General features: G+C 69.2%; 15 protein-coding genes. 14 read left to right on the forward strand and 1 reads right to left on the reverse strand.

Annotation, left to right across the window (positions count from 1 at the left end; genetic code table 11):
- Positions 1-283 precede the first annotated feature (283 nt).
- The 12 genes from C516_RS0110730 (at position 284) to C516_RS0110790 (ending at position 13,549) form a co-directional block, all read left to right on the forward strand.
- Positions 284-1,420 (forward strand): aldose epimerase family protein, encoded by a 1,137-nt coding sequence (locus C516_RS0110730; protein WP_018718390.1) that lies wholly within the window; start codon positions 284-286, stop codon positions 1,418-1,420.
- 39 nt (positions 1,421-1,459) lie between these two features.
- On the forward strand, positions 1,460-2,551 hold the full coding sequence (locus tag C516_RS0110735; RefSeq protein WP_018718391.1) for a sugar ABC transporter substrate-binding protein: 1,092 nt from the start codon (positions 1,460-1,462) through the stop codon (positions 2,549-2,551).
- 3 nt (positions 2,552-2,554) lie between these two features.
- Entirely contained in the window at positions 2,555-3,583 is a 1,029-nt protein-coding gene (locus C516_RS0110740) for an ABC transporter permease (protein WP_018718392.1), read from the forward strand.
- On the forward strand, positions 3,580-4,362 hold the full coding sequence (locus C516_RS0110745; RefSeq protein ID WP_018718393.1) for an ATP-binding cassette domain-containing protein: 783 nt from the start codon (positions 3,580-3,582) through the stop codon (positions 4,360-4,362). Before C516_RS0110740 ends, C516_RS0110745 begins: the two co-directional genes overlap by 4 nt.
- Positions 4,363-4,473: 111 nt before the next feature.
- The gene (locus tag C516_RS0110750) at positions 4,474-5,247 is read left to right on the forward strand and encodes an SDR family NAD(P)-dependent oxidoreductase (protein ID WP_018718394.1); all 774 of its coding nucleotides are present in this window, start codon (positions 4,474-4,476) and stop codon (positions 5,245-5,247) included.
- Between the two features lie 242 nt (positions 5,248-5,489).
- Complete coding sequence (locus C516_RS0110755) at positions 5,490-7,028, forward strand: hypothetical protein (protein WP_156831208.1); 1,539 nt, start codon at positions 5,490-5,492, stop codon at positions 7,026-7,028.
- A 268-nt stretch (positions 7,029-7,296) separates the two neighbouring features.
- On the forward strand, positions 7,297-8,190 hold the full coding sequence (locus tag C516_RS0110765) for an SMP-30/gluconolactonase/LRE family protein (RefSeq protein ID WP_018718397.1): 894 nt from the start codon (positions 7,297-7,299) through the stop codon (positions 8,188-8,190).
- Between the two features lie 36 nt (positions 8,191-8,226).
- Positions 8,227-9,756, forward strand: a complete 1,530-nt coding sequence (locus C516_RS0110770; protein ID WP_018718398.1) for an aldehyde dehydrogenase (NADP(+)) — start codon at positions 8,227-8,229, stop codon at positions 9,754-9,756.
- Between the two features lie 132 nt (positions 9,757-9,888).
- Complete coding sequence (cysM, locus tag C516_RS0110775) at positions 9,889-10,779, forward strand: cysteine synthase CysM (protein WP_018718399.1); 891 nt, start codon at positions 9,889-9,891, stop codon at positions 10,777-10,779.
- 8 nt (positions 10,780-10,787) lie between these two features.
- The gene (locus C516_RS0110780; protein ID WP_026321108.1) at positions 10,788-11,564 is read left to right on the forward strand and encodes a 3'-5' exonuclease; all 777 of its coding nucleotides are present in this window, start codon (positions 10,788-10,790) and stop codon (positions 11,562-11,564) included.
- A 26-nt stretch (positions 11,565-11,590) separates the two neighbouring features.
- Positions 11,591-12,919, forward strand: a complete 1,329-nt coding sequence (rlmD, locus tag C516_RS0110785; RefSeq protein ID WP_018718401.1) for a 23S rRNA (uracil(1939)-C(5))-methyltransferase RlmD — start codon at positions 11,591-11,593, stop codon at positions 12,917-12,919.
- Positions 12,920-12,949: 30 nt separating this feature from the next.
- Positions 12,950-13,549 (forward strand): NUDIX domain-containing protein, encoded by a 600-nt coding sequence (locus tag C516_RS0110790; protein ID WP_018718402.1) that lies wholly within the window; start codon positions 12,950-12,952, stop codon positions 13,547-13,549.
- A 54-nt stretch (positions 13,550-13,603) separates the two neighbouring features.
- Here the strand turns inward: C516_RS0110790 and C516_RS0110795 are convergent, their stop codons facing one another.
- A complete protein-coding gene (locus C516_RS0110795; RefSeq protein WP_156831209.1) occupies positions 13,604-14,803 on the reverse strand; it encodes an MFS transporter in 1,200 nt (399 codons plus the stop codon).
- A gap of 51 nt (positions 14,804-14,854) precedes the next feature.
- On the opposite strand from C516_RS0110795, the gene C516_RS0110800 reads away from it, so the two are divergent.
- Both C516_RS0110800 and C516_RS21045 read left to right on the forward strand, forming a co-directional pair.
- Positions 14,855-15,382, forward strand: coding sequence for a MarR family winged helix-turn-helix transcriptional regulator (locus C516_RS0110800; protein WP_040409463.1), 528 nt, complete (start codon positions 14,855-14,857; stop codon positions 15,380-15,382).
- A gap of 113 nt (positions 15,383-15,495) precedes the next feature.
- A complete protein-coding gene (locus C516_RS21045; RefSeq protein WP_156831210.1) occupies positions 15,496-15,639 on the forward strand; it encodes a hypothetical protein in 144 nt (47 codons plus the stop codon).
- Positions 15,640-15,763: the final 124 nt, after the last annotated feature.

The following is a 15,763-nucleotide window of genomic DNA, read 5'->3' on the forward strand; positions in this document are numbered from 1 at the left end:
CCGGTGCGGGCGCCCTTCTTTTTCGCTGAATCCGCTCTGCGTCAGTATCGGCGGACCGCACCTCCGGGGCCGCGCCGCCGTGGCTCGCCCGTTGTGGGCATGTATAACCGTTCGGATATGAGTTCATGGGAGAAATCGTATTTGTCGGTTATTAATCAGGTTCTATAGTGAATAAAAAGCATAGCGCGTCCGGGGCATCCGGACGGATGCGCGGACGCGACGGCGCCGGCCGGGAACCGGAACGGCCCACGGTCGGCGGGACAACCGCAAGGAGGAGGAAGCTATGTCTCATGCAGCACGGGCGGGACTCGCCGTCGTGATCGCCGTTGCCACCGCCGGAACGGCGCATGCGATGTCGGTGACCCGCAGTCCTTTCGGCGAGACGCCCGACGGAACCCCCGTCTACGAATACACCCTGGAGAATGATGCCGGCATGGCCGTGGACGTGCTGACCTACGGCGGCATCGTCCAGGCGATCCGGGTCCCCGACCGCAACGGGCGGGTGGAGGATGTCGCCCTCGGTTTCGACCGCCTGAAGCCCTACCTCGACAACGATCCGTACTTCGGCGCACTGCTCGGGCGCTACGCCAACCGCATAGACGGCGGCACGTTCACACTCGACGGCAAGACCTACCAGGTGCCCACCAACGATGGCGACAACGCCCTGCACGGCGGGCCGGAGGGGTTCGACAGCCGCGTCTGGCAGGCACAGGCGATTCAGGCGCCCAACTGGGTCGGCGTCGAACTGAGCCTGCTTTCGCGCGACGGCGACATGGGGTTTCCGGGTGACCTGGCGGTTACGGTACGCTACACCCTCAACCAGAACAACGATTTGCGTATCCACTACACCGCCATCAGTGACGCCCCGACGGTGGTGAACCTGACCAACCACACCTATTTCAACCTTTCCGGTGCCGGCGAGGGGGACGTGCTCGATCATGTGGTCATGATCAATGCGGATCGGTATACGCCGGTTGATACCTCGCTGATACCTACAGGCAGGCTCGCACCCGTCGAGGGCACGCCGTTCGATTTCCGCACGCCGGTCAGTATCGGCGCGCGCATACGCGACGACGATCCGCAGCTCGAGCGCACGGAGCGCGATCAGGGCGGCTACGACCATAACTGGGTGCTGAATACGGACGGGTCCCTGGATGCGGTGGCCGCGCGGGTGACCGACCCGGACTCCGGACGGGCGCTGACCGTGCGAACGAGCGAGCCCGGCGTGCAGTTCTATACCGGCAACTTCCTGGACGGCTCGCTCGAGGGCAAGAACGGCGAGCGCTATCAGCACTGGGGCGGGTTCGCGCTGGAGACCCAGCAGTTCCCCGACGCCCCGAATCAGCCGGACTTCCCCTCGACGCGGATCGAGCCGGGGCAGCCGTACCACCAGACCACCGTCTTTCACTTCTCGCCCTGACGCGCAAGCGTCGCATCACAACCCGTGGAGGAGAGCGATATGAGCAGGGAAACCCTGGATTCCGTGGACATCGAAACGGTGCCTTCCCCGTCCCGCCGCGCGTTACTGCGCCGCGCCGCCGGCAGCGGTGCGCTGCTGTCGGTGGCGGCCACGCTGGGCCTGCCGAGTGACGGCCATGCCGCCGAGAGCGGTGCCTATCCGTCCCACCCGAAATGGAACTTCGTGTTCGTGAACCACGTGACCACGAACCCGTTCTTCGTGCCCACGCGGTACGGGATCGCCGACGCCTGCGAGCTGCTGGGCTGCACCTACCAGTGGACGGGCTCGCAGACGTCGGTCGCCAGCGAGATGGTGAACTCGATGAACGCGGCGATCGCCTCCCGGGCCGACGGCATCGCCATCGCGCTGGTGGACCGGAACGCCTTCGACGCACCGGTGGACCGGGCACTGCGCCAGGGCATCCCGGTGTTCTCCTACAACGCCGACGACGACAACAACCGCCTCGCATACGTGGGCCAGGAGCTGTTCCTCGCGGGCAAGGCCGTCGGCCAGCGGATGGTGGAGCTGGTGGGCGCCGGCGAGATCGCCGGATTCATCGCCACGCCGGGACAGCTCAACATCCAGCCGCGCCTTGACGGTGCCAAGGCGGCGATCGAGGAGTCCGGCAAGGACATCACACTGCACGAGACGGCCACCGGGGCGACCATCAACGAGGAGTTCTCGCGGGTGGAGTCGTTCTACCTCGGCCACCAGGACCTCAAGGGCATGTTCGCCGTCGACGCGGGCAGCACGGCAGCGGTGGCGAAGACCATGAAGAAGCACGGCCTCAGCGGGAAGGGCATCCGCGCGGGCGGCTTCGATCTGCTGCCCGGCACCCTGAACGGCATCGATCAGGGCCACCTGGATTTCACCGTCGACCAGCAGGCCTATCTCCAGGGGTTCTACACCGTCCTGGAGATGTTCATGTTCAAGGTCTCCGGCGGGCTTACGGGGCCGGGCAACATCAATACGGGCCTCAAGTTCGTGACGGCGGACAATGTCACGCCGTATCTCGAGGAAAAGAGCCGTTTCCAGGGCAACGCCGAGGCGCGGAAGCTCCTGGATCGTTCCGGTCCCATCGTCGTCGGGTGAGCCATGGCCTATCAGGAAAATATCGAGACCACGGGCGCGCCCCGCGGGCGCTCTGCCGGCGAGATCGCGGGAGACTGGTACCGTCGGGCGATCGTGCTGCTGCAGTGGCGCGAGGCCAGTATCACGCTTGCCGGCATCGCGCTGGTGATCTACTTCCAGTGGACCTCGCCGTACTTCCTCTCGGCGGACAACCTCGGTGTGCTGGGACAGTTCGCCGCCGCCACCGCCATCATCGCCGCCGGCGAGGTGATGGTCCTGGTCAACCGCGAACTCGATCTGTCCGTGGGCCAGGTCTACGCGCTGGCGCCCCTGGTGATGTACTTCGCCCAGCAGGCGGGCACCCCGTTGCCCGTGGCGGTGGTGCTGGCGCTGGCCGCGGCGGCGTTCGTCGGCCTGCTCAACGGCGCCATCACCGTGGGCCTTCGCGTGCCCTCATTCGTCACCACGCTGGGAATGCTGTTCTTCGTCAACGGCTTCAACCTCACGATCTCCGGCGGCTTTCCCGTGCAGCCCGAGGCCGGGGCGTTCTGGAAGACGCTGTTCGGCGGCAACATCGCCGTGCAGGTGGCCTGGGCGGTGGTCCTGGTGGTGATTTTCCAGTTCGTGCTCACCAAGACCCGGTGGGGACTGCACACCATCGCCACCGGCGGTAATCCGATCGGTGCGGCGGAAGTGGGTATCCGCACCGGCCGGGTGAAGATCGGCAACTTCATGATCTGCAGCGTGCTCGGCGGCTTCGCCGGGATCCTCGACGCGTTTCGCATCGAGTCCGTCGACCCGCTCGCCGGGGGCACGGAGATCATGTTCATGGCGATCGCCTCGGCGGTGATCGGCGGCACCCTGCTCACCGGCGGGTCCGGCACTGTGGTCGGTGCGTTCCTGGGCGCGGTGGTGCTCGGGATCCTCAAGGACGGATTCACCATTTCCGGGGTGAACGCCTACACGTTCGACATGATCCTGGGCATCGCGATCGTCGTGACCATGATCATGAACGTGCACATCAGCCGCATACGCGCCGGAGGCAAGCCATGACTGACACGAACCCGGGCACCGACGTGCTCCGCGGCGAGCACCTGTCCAAGTCGTTCGGCGCCGTGCGCGCCCTCGACGACATCAACCTCCGGCTGGGACGGGGCGAGGTGCTGGCGCTGCTGGGCGACAACGGTGCCGGCAAATCGACGCTGATGAAGATCCTCACCGGTTTTCACCAGCCCACCAGCGGGACGCTCCACATCGACGGGGAGCCCGTGACCCTGCAGTCGGTGATGCACGCCCGCTCCCTGGGGATCGAGCCGGTCTACCAGGACCTGGCGCTGGTCGACGAGCTCAGCGTCTTCCGCAACATGTTCCTGCAGCGCGAGATCACCCGGGGCGGTGCGCTGCGGATCCTCGACGACCGGGCCATGCGCCGTGCCGCGGCGTCGCACCTGGAGCGCATGGGGGTGAACGTGCCGTCCGTGGACGTCGAGATCTCGAAGCTCTCGGGCGGGCAGCGTCAGGCCGTGGCGGTGGCGCGTGCGGTCTATTCCGACGCCCGCATCCTGCTGCTCGACGAGCCCACTGCGGCGATGGGCGTGCGCGAGAGTGCACTGATCCTCGACGTGATCCGGCGGCTCAAGGAGCACTCCGACGTATCGGTGATCATCGTCGCCCACAACTACGCCCAGGTCTTCGACGTCTGCGACCGGATCAACCTAGTCCAGGACGGGCGTATCACCTTCGACCGCCCGACGCGGGAGACCTCGATACAGGAGCTCACGGGCCTCGTGGTCAACGAGTATCGCTCGGCGAGCGAGGCCGTGACCGGCTGACGTCACTTACCGGCGGGCCCGGTGCCCGCCGGTTATGACCCTCGTCCGTCCCGGCGGCGAACGCCCCGCCGTGACGGTCAGTGACAACCGAACAGGGCATGGAGAGCACACATGACAACCGCACTGGCACGTTATCCCAGCCTCGAGGGGCGCACCGTATTCGTGACCGGGGGTGCCTCCGGTATCGGCGGCTCGGTGGTCGAGCACTTCTGCGCCCAGGGCGCGACGGTGCACTTCGCGGACGTGGCGGAGGAGCCCGCACAGCGGCTCGTCGGTTCGCTGCGTGAACGCCCGGATCACCGGACCCCCGTCTTCCACCACGTCGATCTGCGCGACGTTGACCGTCTTCAGGGCGCGATCCGGGAGTCGGCCGCCGACGCCGGCGGACTGGACGTGCTGGTGAACAACGCCGCGCACGACGAGCGCCACGCGGTCGAGGACGTGACCCTCGAGTACTGGGAAGACCGCATGCACGTGAACCTGCGCCACCAGTTCTTCGCCGCGCAGGCGGCGCTGGCGCCGATGCGTGCCCGCGGGGGCGGCTCGATCGTGAACGTCGGCTCCTCGAGCTGGCACGTCGGCCAGGGCGGCATGCCCGGCTACACCACGGCCAAGGCCGGCGTAGAGGGGCTGACCCGCGGCCTGGCGCGGGACTTCGGGCCCGACGGCATCCGGGTCAACTGCGTGATCCCGGGGTGGGTCATGACCGAGCGTCAGAAATCGCTCTGGCTCACCGAGGAGGCCGAGGCCGACCTGATGAACAAGCAGTGCCTCAAGGAGAAGCTGCAGCCCCACGACGTGGCCCGGCTGGTGCTGTGGCTGAGCGCCGACGACAGCCGCATGTGCAGCAATCAGAACTTCATCGTCGACGGCGGCTGGATCTAGAGCCCGCTGCGCCGTCGCCGTCACCCGCGCCACCACGGCGGGGACGGCGGCTGCGAACACGGACGCACTCGTGACGATCAGCCACTGACAATCACACGGCGATCGCTTTCCGGCGAGGGGCACGCGTGCCGCGACACCCAAACGTCACCGCCAGGCGGTGGCGGGGGCCCGGTCGTGTCCGACAGCCGGCACGGGGAGGCAATAACGCCCGCCTGCCAGGGCGTCAACCGGAGGAGAGGACCGTGAGACAGGATGCATTTCACAATAGCCGCGGTGCCGCCATGCGCCGCCACTGCCGTTGCTCGGTACTGCTGGGGGTATCGGTGGCGCTGGTCGCCGGCACAGCCGTCGCCCGCGACGGTGGCGACGGGCCACCGACCTTCCGTGACCGATTCGTGCAGCAGGTCGTGAAGGGCACGCAGCTGAACGGTCAGCTGGGCATCTACGACTTCCGCCGGTTCCACGACACCAACCGGCCTTACCCGAACATCGACGACCCGGACGACGATTTCGATACGCGCTCCAATGCCTTCGGCGGCAGCGTGAGCGCCCGCACCGGGATGCTCTACGGTCTGTCCGCCGGGTTCGGCGTCTCGTTCGCGGAGCCGATATACGACTACGACAACCCCAATGCGAACCTCGTCGGCCCGGACGAGGGGCTGCACGCCATCACGGAGGGGTACCTGCAGTACAACATGCCGGGGCTGCGACTGCGGGGCGGGCGCCAGCTCATCAATACCCCGTTCGCGAACACGGACCAGTTCACCTTCATACCGCGCTCGTTCTCCGGTGCCTCTGTCGCCATCCGGCCGCTGGAGATGGCTGGCGGGGGTGACGACGCGTCCGGGGCGCAGGCCCGCCGGGACGAGGAGGCCTCCGCACGCGTCGCGCCGCCGGACTACGCCAACAACCAGTACATGCCCTTCAAGTTCGATGCGCCCGTCGACAGCCGGCCGACGTGGCAGGTCTACGCGGCACGCATGACCCGCTACGAGAGCCGGTTCAGCGACGAGTTCACCACGGACAACCGCTATATCGAGGACACGTCCGGGCTGTTCGCGGCGGGTACCACGATCCGCCAGAATACCGCCGACGGCGACTACATCGGGCAGCTCTGGCACTACACGTTCTTCGACACCGCCCGCATGCAGTACGTGGAGGCCGGCTACCAGATGCCCACGGTCATGGCCGGTACCGACTGGGGCGGCTTCGAGCCCTATATCCGCGTGCAGTATGCCCGCGAGGAGGAGACCGGCCGTGCCGGCGTCGGCGACATCGACGCCGACGTCTACGGTCTCAAGCTGGGCGTGCACTCGCGCCGGGTCAGCGCCGCGCTGGTCGGCCATTACTCGCCGCAGCACGAAGGCAGTTTCCGTGACGGCGGACTCGTGCACCCCTATAGCGATCTCAGCGGCGTGTTCTACACCGACACCATGAACGACGGTGTCGACGGGCTCGGGCCGGGTTACGGCATCGGCGGCCGCCTCGACGTCACGTTCTCCGACGGCGTGGACCTGTTTACCCGTTACGTCTACTACGAGGCCAAACGCGGCCAGAGTCACGCCTTCTATTCCTATGACGGTGATCGCGGCTACGCTGCCGGCGTGCCGATCGTCGAGGACCAGAACAGCTGGGGCTGGGATACCGGGATCACCTTCGACCTGGGGGCATTCAGCCCGCAGCTGGAGGGGCTCAAGGTTCAGAACGTGCTCGGCATCACCGACTTCGACGGCGCCGAGCGCTTCTACGACAACCGCTTACGCCTTTTCTACCAGTTCTGACCGTCCACCCGCGGGAAGCGCCCGGTAGCGCCGGCGCTGCCGGGAGCGGCGGTGGCCCACGGCGGAGAGGTATTGCCGTGAGCCACCGGATCTCGGGGCGCCGGTGCCACCAATCCCTGGTATACCCATATGTGTATAGGGAGAAACGGAAAATGGCATTTGTTGGTTATTCTCGCGTGCCTATGCTGATGGGCACAGTCCGTACCGGCGGGTATCGCGAAGGGGAGGAGGCCTTGGACGCCAACGATCTGCCACCGGCGGAGGCGGCGTGAGCCGCGAGCCGCAGCTCGTATGGGACGGTGCGGCCGCGCTGGGCGAGGCACCGCTCTGGCTGCCCGCCGAGGATGCCGTGCTGTTCGTGGACATCCGCGGCGCCTGCATCTACCGGTATAGGCGCCGCGACTGCGACGTCACCCGGTGGCGGCTGCCGGAGGCGTGCTGCTGGCTGGTGGCGCGTACCGACGACGACGGCTTCGTGGCCGGCCTGCGCACGCGTGTCGTCCACCTCCGGCTGGGCCACAACGATGTGGAGATCGTCCGCGAACTGGCCGCACCGGAGAGCGAGGATCCCGGCAACCGGTTCAACGACGGCAAGGCGGGCCCCGAAGGCCGGATCTGGGCGGGCACCATGGACGACGCGGAGACGCGCGCCTCGGGCAGTCTGTATCGCCTGGACGCCGGGGGGATGACGGCGGTCGACAGTGGCTACGTGGTCTCGAACGGACCCGCGTTCAGCCCGGACGGGGGAACGCTCTACCACACCGACTCGTTTGCGGGGCGCATCTACGCCTTCGATCTCCGCCCGGACGGCCGCGTGGAGAACCGGCGCGTGCACATCCGGCTGCCGTCCTCGGAGGGCGTCCCGGACGGCATGACCTGCGACGCCGAAGGCGCCCTGTGGGTGGCGCACTTCGGTGGTGGCCTGGTGTCCCGCTTCACCCCGGACGGCCGCCGGGAGCGCCGCATCGGGATGCCGGTGCGCTGCATCACGTCGTGCACGTTCGCCGGTCCGGCGCTCGACGAGCTCTATGTGACCACCGCGCGGCCCGACGGCGAGGGCACCGGCGGCGGGCTCTACCGGCTGACGCCGGGGGTCAGCGGGCTTCCGCCGGCCCGGTTCGATCCCTCGTCCGGAACCGGTGGAGGGAGGCCGCCGGGTTGAGAGACGAATATCGATGCAACTGACGGAGGATTCCCAATGAGCGTGGACATTCACCACATGATCGGCGCGCGCACGAGTGCCGCGGCCGGCGGCGACGTGCCCGAGGCCACCCGCGAGGAGGTCGACGCGGCCTGCCGCGAGGCGGCGGCCGCCGCCGCGGATTACCGGGCGCGGCCCCTCGCCGAGCGGGCCGCGTTCCTGGAGCGCGCGGCGGACGAGATCGACGCCACCGTCGAGGCACTGGTGGAGTCGGTCCCGCGGGAGACCGCGCTGCCGGAGGCGCGGGCCCGGGGCGAGCTCGCGCGCACCACCGGCCAGCTCCGGCTGTTCGCCACCGTCGTGCGGCGCGGGGATTTCCTCGGGGCCCGCATCGATCACGCCGACGCCGACCGCACGCCGCCCCAGCCGGACATCCGCCAGTACCGCGCGCCCCTCGGGCCGGTGGCGGTGTTCGGCGCGAGCAACTTCCCGCTCGCGTTCTCCGTGGCGGGGGGCGACACCGCCTCGGCCCTGGCCGCCGGGAGCCCGGTGGTGGTCAAGGCCCACCCGGGGCACCCGGTGACGAGTGCCATCGTCGCCGGGGCGGTGCGCCGTGCGGTCGCCGCCAGCGGCATGCCGGACGGCGTTTTCAACCTCGTCCACGGCGCGGGGCACGACGTCGGCGGCACGCTGGTGCAGCATCCGGACATCGCCGCGGTCGCCTTCACCGGCTCCTTCGGCGGCGGCACGGCCCTGGCGCGGCTGGCACAGGAGCGGCCCACCCCGATCCCGGTGTTCGCCGAGATGGGCAGCGTCAATCCGATGTTCGTGCTGCCGGGACGCCTCGCCGAGGCACCGGAGGTGCTGGCCAAGGGCTATGTCGATTCGGTGACCCTGGGTGCGGGGCAGTTCTGCACCAATCCGGGCCTGCTGTTCGCCGAGGCGGGCGAGGACCTGGATCGCTTCTGCGCCGCCGTCGCCGACGAGCTGGCGGCACGCGCCCCGGCCACGATGCTGCACGAGGGCATCCAGTCCGCCTACGACGCCGGGGCGGAGCGGCTCGCCGGCATGGGCGGCGTGCAGGCCGTGGGTACCGGCGGGGACGCGGCCGGCCAGGCCGCGGCGCGGGTTTTCCGCACCGACCGGCGCGCCTTCGCGGCGGAGCCGGCGCTGGCCGAGGAGGTCTTCGGCCCGGCGTCGCTGATCGTCGCGGTCGACGATGCCGGTGGCATGGGCGACGTCGCCGCGGACCTGCCGGGGCAGCTCACCGCCACGGTCCACGGGACCGACGCGGACCTGGCCGGTGCCGGGGCGCTGGTGGACGTCCTGCAGCAACGCGCCGGCCGGGTGCTGTTCAACGGCTATCCGACCGGTGTGGCGGTCTGCGATGCCATGGTCCACGGCGGCCCCTGGCCGGCGACCACGGCGCCGGGGACGACGTCGGTGGGTACCCTCGCCATCGAGCGCTTCCTGCGCCCGGTCTGCCTCCAGGACTGCCCGGCGGGGCTGCTGCCGGAGGCCCTGCAGGAGGGCAACCCGCTCGGGCTGCGCCGCCTGGTGGACGGCGCCTGGCAGGGCATCGACTGATGCCGCCGGCGCGGCGGGCTCACCGCCGCGCCTTCCGTGCCCGGGCGCCCGTGCCGGTGTCCCCGGGGCGCGGCTGCGGGGGCTCGTGCCGAAAGGTGGTGTTACCTGCGAGCGCGTTAGTAGAATGCGGGCATGGAATACCCGACGATCGAAGACTACGTGGGCGGCACGCCGCTGGTGCGGCTGCAGCGCATCGCCGACACCGGCAGCAACACCATCCTGCTCAAGCTCGAGGGCAATAACCCCGCCGGTTCGGTGAAGGACCGCCCGGCGATGAGCATGATCCGTCGCGCCGAGGAGCGCGGCGAGATCCGCCCCGGCGACACCCTCATCGAGGCGACCAGCGGCAACACCGGCATCGCCCTGGCGATGGCCGCGGCGATCCGCGGCTACCGCATGGTGCTGATCATGCCGGAGAACATGACCGCCGAGCGCCGTGCCTCGATGAAGGCCTTCGGCGCGGAGCTGGTGCTGGTCTCCCGCGAGGAGGGCATGGAGGGCGCCCGCGACCTCGCCATGCGCATGCAGGCCGAGGGCCGGGGCCGGGTGCTCGACCAGTTCGCCAACCCGGACAACTGGCGGGCCCACTACGAGGGCACCGGCCCGGAGATCTGGCGCGATACCCGTGGCGGGATCACCCACTTCGTCAGCTCCATGGGCACCACCGGCACCATCATGGGCGTGTCGCGCTACCTCAAGGAGCAGGACCGGGGCGTGGAGATCGTGGGCGTGCAGCCCGGCGAGGGCTCCAGCATCCCCGGCATCCGCAAGTGGCCCGAGGCCTACCTGCCGAAGATCTTCGAGCGTGAGCGCGTGGACCGGATCGTCGAGGTCACCCAGGCGGAGGCCGAGGCGATGACCCGGCGGATGGCCGCGGAGGAGGGCATCTTCGCGGGTGTCTCCTCCGGGGGGACCCTCCAGGCGGCGCTGCGCCTCTCGGAGCAGGTCTCCAACGCGACCATCGTGACCATCGTCTGCGACCGCGGCGATCGCTACCTCTCCAGCGGCGTGTTCCCGGACTGATGGCCGGCATGAACGTGTTCGCGTTCGACATCGAAACGGTGCCGGACGTCGAGGGCGGCCGCCGGCTGCTGGGGCTGGACGGCCTGGACGACAGCCAGGTCGCCGAGGCGATGCTCGCCACCCGTCGCGCGGAGACCGGCGGCAGCGACTTCCTGCGCCTGCATCTCCACCGCGTGGCGGTGATCTCGGTGGCCGCGCGTATCGGCGATCGCTTCCGGGTGTTCTCCATCGGCGATGCGGACACCGGCGAGGGCGAGATCATCCAGCGCTTCTTCGACGGCCTGGAGCGTTACGTCCCGCGCCTCGTCTCCTGGAACGGCGGCGGCTTCGACCTGCCCGTGCTGCACTACCGCGGCATGATCCACGGCGTGAGCGCCAGGCAGTATTTCGAGACCGGCGACGGCGACCGCACCTTCCGCTTCGACAACTACCTGAACCGCTTCCACGAGCGCCACACCGACCTCATGGACGTGCTCGCCGGCTTCCAGCCCCGGGCCAACGCGCCACTGGACGAGATGGCCACGCTCTGCGGCTTCCCCGGCAAGATGGGCATGAGCGGCGATCAGGTGCGTGCGCGTATCGAGGCGGGGGACTACGACGCCGTGCGCAACTACTGCGAGACGGACGTCCTCAACACCTACCTGCTCTACCTGCGCTACGAGCTGCTCCGCGCCCGGCTGGACCAGGACGGCTACGCCGCCGCCTGCGAACAGGTGCGCGAGAGCCTCGCGGCGGAGGATCAGCCCCACCTGAACGAATTCCTGGCCGCCTGGCAGGGCGCATAGCCGGCACCGACCAACACGGGAGAGGCATGGGACGACGCAAGCGACGGGTTCCCCGCGAGCCGGTGGAAGCCGCCATCGAGGGTATGAGTCACGAGGGCCGCGGCATCACCCACGTCGCGGACAAGCCCGTGTTCGTCGACGGGGCGCTGCCCGGCGAGCGGGTGCGCTTCCAGTACGTCAAGCGCCACCGCCAGCGCGACGAGGCGCGGCTGCTGGAGGTGCTGGAGGCCTCGCCGCGGCGGATCGAGCCGCGCTGCCCGCACTACGGCACCTGCGGCGGCTGCAGTCTCCAGCACCTCTCGCCCGAGGACCAGATCGGTCACAAGGGGGAGGTGCTCGCCGAGCTGTTCGAGCGCATGGGCGGTGTGCGCCCGGAGCAGTGGCTCGAGCCGCTGACCGGCGAGCCCTGGGGCTACCGGCGCAAGGCCCGGCTCGGCGTGAAGTTCGTCCCTGCCAAGGGCGACCGCGTGCTCGTGGGGTTCCGTGAGAAGATGAGCCCCTTCGTCGCGGACATCGGCGAGTGCCACGTCCTCGACCCGCGGGTGGCGGACCGCCTAGGCGAGCTCTCCGGGCTGATCGGCGGGCTGTCGATACGCGCGCGCCTGCCGCAGATCGAGGTGGCCATGGGCGACGAGGTCGGCGGCCTGGTGTTCCGCAACCTCGAGCCGCTGAGTGACGCCGACCGTGCCGCGCTGGTCGACTTCGGCCGGCGCACCGGGCTGTACGTCTACGAGCAGCCCGGCAACGAGTCCACCATCGCGCCGCTGTGGCCCGGGGACCCGGTGCTCAGCTACGGGCTTCCCGAGTTCGACTTGAACCTGCGCTTCGAGCCCAGCGACTTCACCCAGGTCAACGGCGACATGAACCGCCGGATGGTCAGCCGGGCCGTCGAGTTGCTGGACCCGGCGCCGGATCACCGCGTGCTCGATCTCTTCTGCGGGCTCGGCAACTTCACCCTGCCGCTGGCGCGCCGCGCCGGGCACGTCATCGGCGTCGAGGGGGCGGAACCACTGGTGGTGCGCGGGCGCGAGAACGCCGAGCGCAACGGCATCGGCAACGTCTCGTTCCATGCCGCCGACCTGACCGCGGACGTCACCGGCCGGCCGTGGCTCGCCGACGGTGTCGACCGCGTGCTGCTCGATCCGCCGCGCTCCGGCGCCGCGGAGGTGCTGCCGAACGTGGCGCGGCTGCGCCCGGGGCGTATCGTCTATGTCTCCTGCGGCCCGGCGACGCTGGCGCGGGACGCGGGCATCCTGGTCAACGAGTACGGCTACCGCCTGAGTGCCGCCGGGGTCATGGACATGTTCCCGCACACGGCGCACGTCGAGAGCATTGCCGTGTTCGATCGCGACTGACGCCATGGCGTGACGGCGAAGGGAGGGACCATGCACTACGAGATCATCGAGTCCGAGGACGCCTTCCGCGGCTACTTCGTGATGCGCCGCTACCGGCTGCGCCACGCCCGCTTCGAGGGCGGCATGGGCCCGGTGCTCACCCGCGAGCTCTTCGAGCGCGGCCACTCCGTGGGCGTGCTGCCCTACGATCCGGTGCGCGACCAGGTGGTGCTGGTCGAACAGTTCCGGGTCGGCGCGCTGGACGCACCCCGCGGGCCCTGGCTGATCGAGACCATCGCCGGGATCATCGAGCCCGGCGAAACCCCGGAGGCCGTCGCGCGCCGCGAGTCCGTCGAGGAGGCCAACTGCCCCCTCGACGAGGTCGTCCCCATCTGCCGCTATCTCGTCAGCCCCGGCGGGACCTCAGAGCAGGTGAGCATGTTCTGCGCCCGGGTCGACGCCGAGGGCCTGCACGGCGGCGTGCACGGGCTCGCGGAGGAGGGCGAGGACATCCTCGTGCACGTGATGTCCTTCGACGAGGCCATGGCCATGGTCGACAACGGCACCGTCCATGCCGCCATGCCGCTGATCGCCCTCCAGTGGCTCGCGCTCAACCGCGAGCGCCTGCGCGAGCAGTGGGGCGCGGACTGAGCGACGGGACGCGGAGGCGCCGGGCGGCCGCCGGTCCGCTACGGCGGAACACGGTCACGACGTCCCGGCGTGCTGGAGCCGCCAGTCCTCGCTGGACAGCGAGTGTCCCGGCGACAGGACCGGGACCATGGCGAGCAGGACCAGGATGCCGGCGAGCATGATGCCCCATGCCGGGGTCAGGTCATCGAAGGCGCCGCGCAGCAGACCGGCCAGGAAGGGCATGACACTGGCGATGACGTAACCACCCCCCTGGACGAAACCCAGCAGCGCCCCGGCCTGGCGTGCCGCCTGCAGGTGGTCCACCGCGATGATCAGCGACATCGGAAACAGCCCCCCGATCCCCAGGCCGAGCAGCAGCAGGGCCGGAATGGCGAGCGGCCCGGGGGCGACGATGAGGCTGATCAGGCCGAGGGCGATGATGGTGAGGATGGCATAGAGCACCGGGCGGCGGTCGGGGAACCGGTCCACGACCGAGGACAGGCCGACGGCGGCCACGACCTGGGCCAGGGTCAGCCCGCCCAGGAGGAGGCCGCTGGCCGTATCGGACCACCCCAGCCGGACATAGAAGGGCGGGAGCCAGGCCAGCACCAGGGTGTAGGCGGCGGTGCCGATACCGAAGAATACCAGCAGGTACCAGGCCCGGCCCGAGCGCACCGGCAGACGGGCGCCGCCGGTGTCGCCGGCGCCCGACCGGGGCGCACTGACCAGCCGCCAGCCGAGCACCGCGAGCACGGCAAAGGCGGTCCATACCGACAGCGCTAGGGGCCAGCCGCCCATGTCCGACAGTGGGGCAACGAGAGATGACGAGAGCATGGCGCCGCCCATGATGCCGACCGTGTAAAGAGACATCAGCTGGCCCGCCTTCTCTCCGTGGTCGCGTTTGATCCTGCCGGGTAACGCCGCCTGGATGACGGCGATTCCGATGCCGCCGATCGTGGCCGTTACGATCAGGCCGGATTCACCGTGAAAGGGCAGGCGTGCCAGTGTTGCGCCGCCCAGCGCGAGGAGGCCGTACAGGACCGTTCTCTCCACGCCCAGGATGCGCTGGAGCGTGCCGCCCATAAACGCGAACAGGCCCATGGCCAGCACGGGCAGCGTGGTCAACAGGCCGGCCGCGGTATCGCCGATGCCGGTATCGTGCTGAATCCTCGCGAGGACGGGCCCGATTGCCGCCATGATCGGCCGCAGATTCAGCCCCACCAGCATCACGGTGATCGCGAACAGCACGTAGCCCCTCGTGTTGACTTTGGACATGAGCATCTCCAACAATCGGTTTCACGAAAATACTCGATACAAAGAATCTTTATGTCAAGACAAAATGAAAGAGAGCTCTCCCGCGCCGACCTGGCTCTACAGCAGTGGAAACGGGAGTGTCCGGAACTGAACGCCCCGGTGATGTCGCTGTTCGGCCGGCTGACCGAAGCCTCGGACCTGCTGGACAAGCTACACGTCACGCCCTTACACAAGCGGCATGGCCTACGGCGTGGCGAGTTCGACGTGCTGGCGACGCTGCGCCGGTCGGGAAAGCCTTACGCGCTCTCGCCGACGGCGCTGTACCGGTCGATGATGATGTCCTCGGGGGGGATGACGAATCGCCTCGATCGTCTCGAACGCTCGGGTCTGGTTAACCGGCGTCCCAACAGTGACGATCGCCGCGCCGTCGTCGTCGAGCTGACCGAGCAGGGGCTGAACCGGATCAACGCCATGCTGGCAGAACACGTGGCCGGCGAGGAGAGCCTGCTGGCAGCTCTGAGCCAGGAACAGTGCGAACAGCTGGATGCCCTGCTCGCGGCCCTGATCGATTCGATGTCGCGGCAGACGCCCCCGGAGTGACGGCTTTAACGGGCGCCACCCGGCCGGGAGCGGCGCTGACCGGCCTGTAGTCGCCGCCATTTGCATCGGGCGGCGGCGCCGGAATGGTCATGCCGGTGTCCGTGGACAGCCCGTTGTCAGCCGCAGATGACGTTGGTCGTACGGTGGTGGGCGAGCGCGTCGCCAACCAGCACCGGCTGACCGGCGCGCTGAGCGAGACGGAGCGGGCAGAGCTGGACAGGCTGCTCGCCAAATGGCTGGCGTCGTTCGAGCCCTAGACGAGGGCCCGTCGCCGATGCGGGAACCAGTTCGGGTAGGTCGTGCGCCGCAGGCGTGCGACCTATTCCGGAGCGGTGCCGGCAGCGTCGCACACGGCCCACGGCCGTGCACGACCTACCCACC

Source organism: Arhodomonas aquaeolei DSM 8974, from assembly GCF_000374645.1.
Taxonomy (GTDB): Bacteria; Pseudomonadota; Gammaproteobacteria; order Nitrococcales; family Nitrococcaceae; genus Arhodomonas; species Arhodomonas aquaeolei.

Excerpts from the sequence above, each read along its gene's own strand:
- C516_RS0110750 (WP_018718394.1), top strand. The coding sequence starts at position 4,474 with ATGACAACCGCACTGGCACGTTATCCCAGCCTCGAGGGGCGCACCGTA.
- C516_RS0110780 (WP_026321108.1), top strand. The coding sequence starts at position 10,788 with ATGAACGTGTTCGCGTTCGACATCGAAACGGTGCCGGACGTCGAGGGC.
- C516_RS0110770 (WP_018718398.1), top strand. The coding sequence starts at position 8,227 with ATGAGCGTGGACATTCACCACATGATCGGCGCGCGCACGAGTGCCGCG.
- C516_RS0110795 (WP_156831209.1), bottom strand. The coding sequence starts at position 14,803 with ATGTCCAAAGTCAACACGAGGGGCTACGTGCTGTTCGCGATCACCGTG.
- C516_RS0110745 (WP_018718393.1), top strand. The coding sequence starts at position 3,580 with ATGACTGACACGAACCCGGGCACCGACGTGCTCCGCGGCGAGCACCTG.
- rlmD (WP_018718401.1), top strand. The coding sequence starts at position 11,591 with ATGGGACGACGCAAGCGACGGGTTCCCCGCGAGCCGGTGGAAGCCGCC.
- C516_RS0110790 (WP_018718402.1), top strand. The coding sequence starts at position 12,950 with ATGCACTACGAGATCATCGAGTCCGAGGACGCCTTCCGCGGCTACTTC.
- C516_RS0110800 (WP_040409463.1), top strand. The coding sequence starts at position 14,855 with ATGTCAAGACAAAATGAAAGAGAGCTCTCCCGCGCCGACCTGGCTCTA.
- C516_RS0110730 (WP_018718390.1), top strand. The coding sequence starts at position 284 with ATGTCTCATGCAGCACGGGCGGGACTCGCCGTCGTGATCGCCGTTGCC.
- cysM (WP_018718399.1), top strand. The coding sequence starts at position 9,889 with ATGGAATACCCGACGATCGAAGACTACGTGGGCGGCACGCCGCTGGTG.
- C516_RS0110740 (WP_018718392.1), top strand. The coding sequence starts at position 2,555 with ATGGCCTATCAGGAAAATATCGAGACCACGGGCGCGCCCCGCGGGCGC.
- C516_RS0110735 (WP_018718391.1), top strand. The coding sequence starts at position 1,460 with ATGAGCAGGGAAACCCTGGATTCCGTGGACATCGAAACGGTGCCTTCC.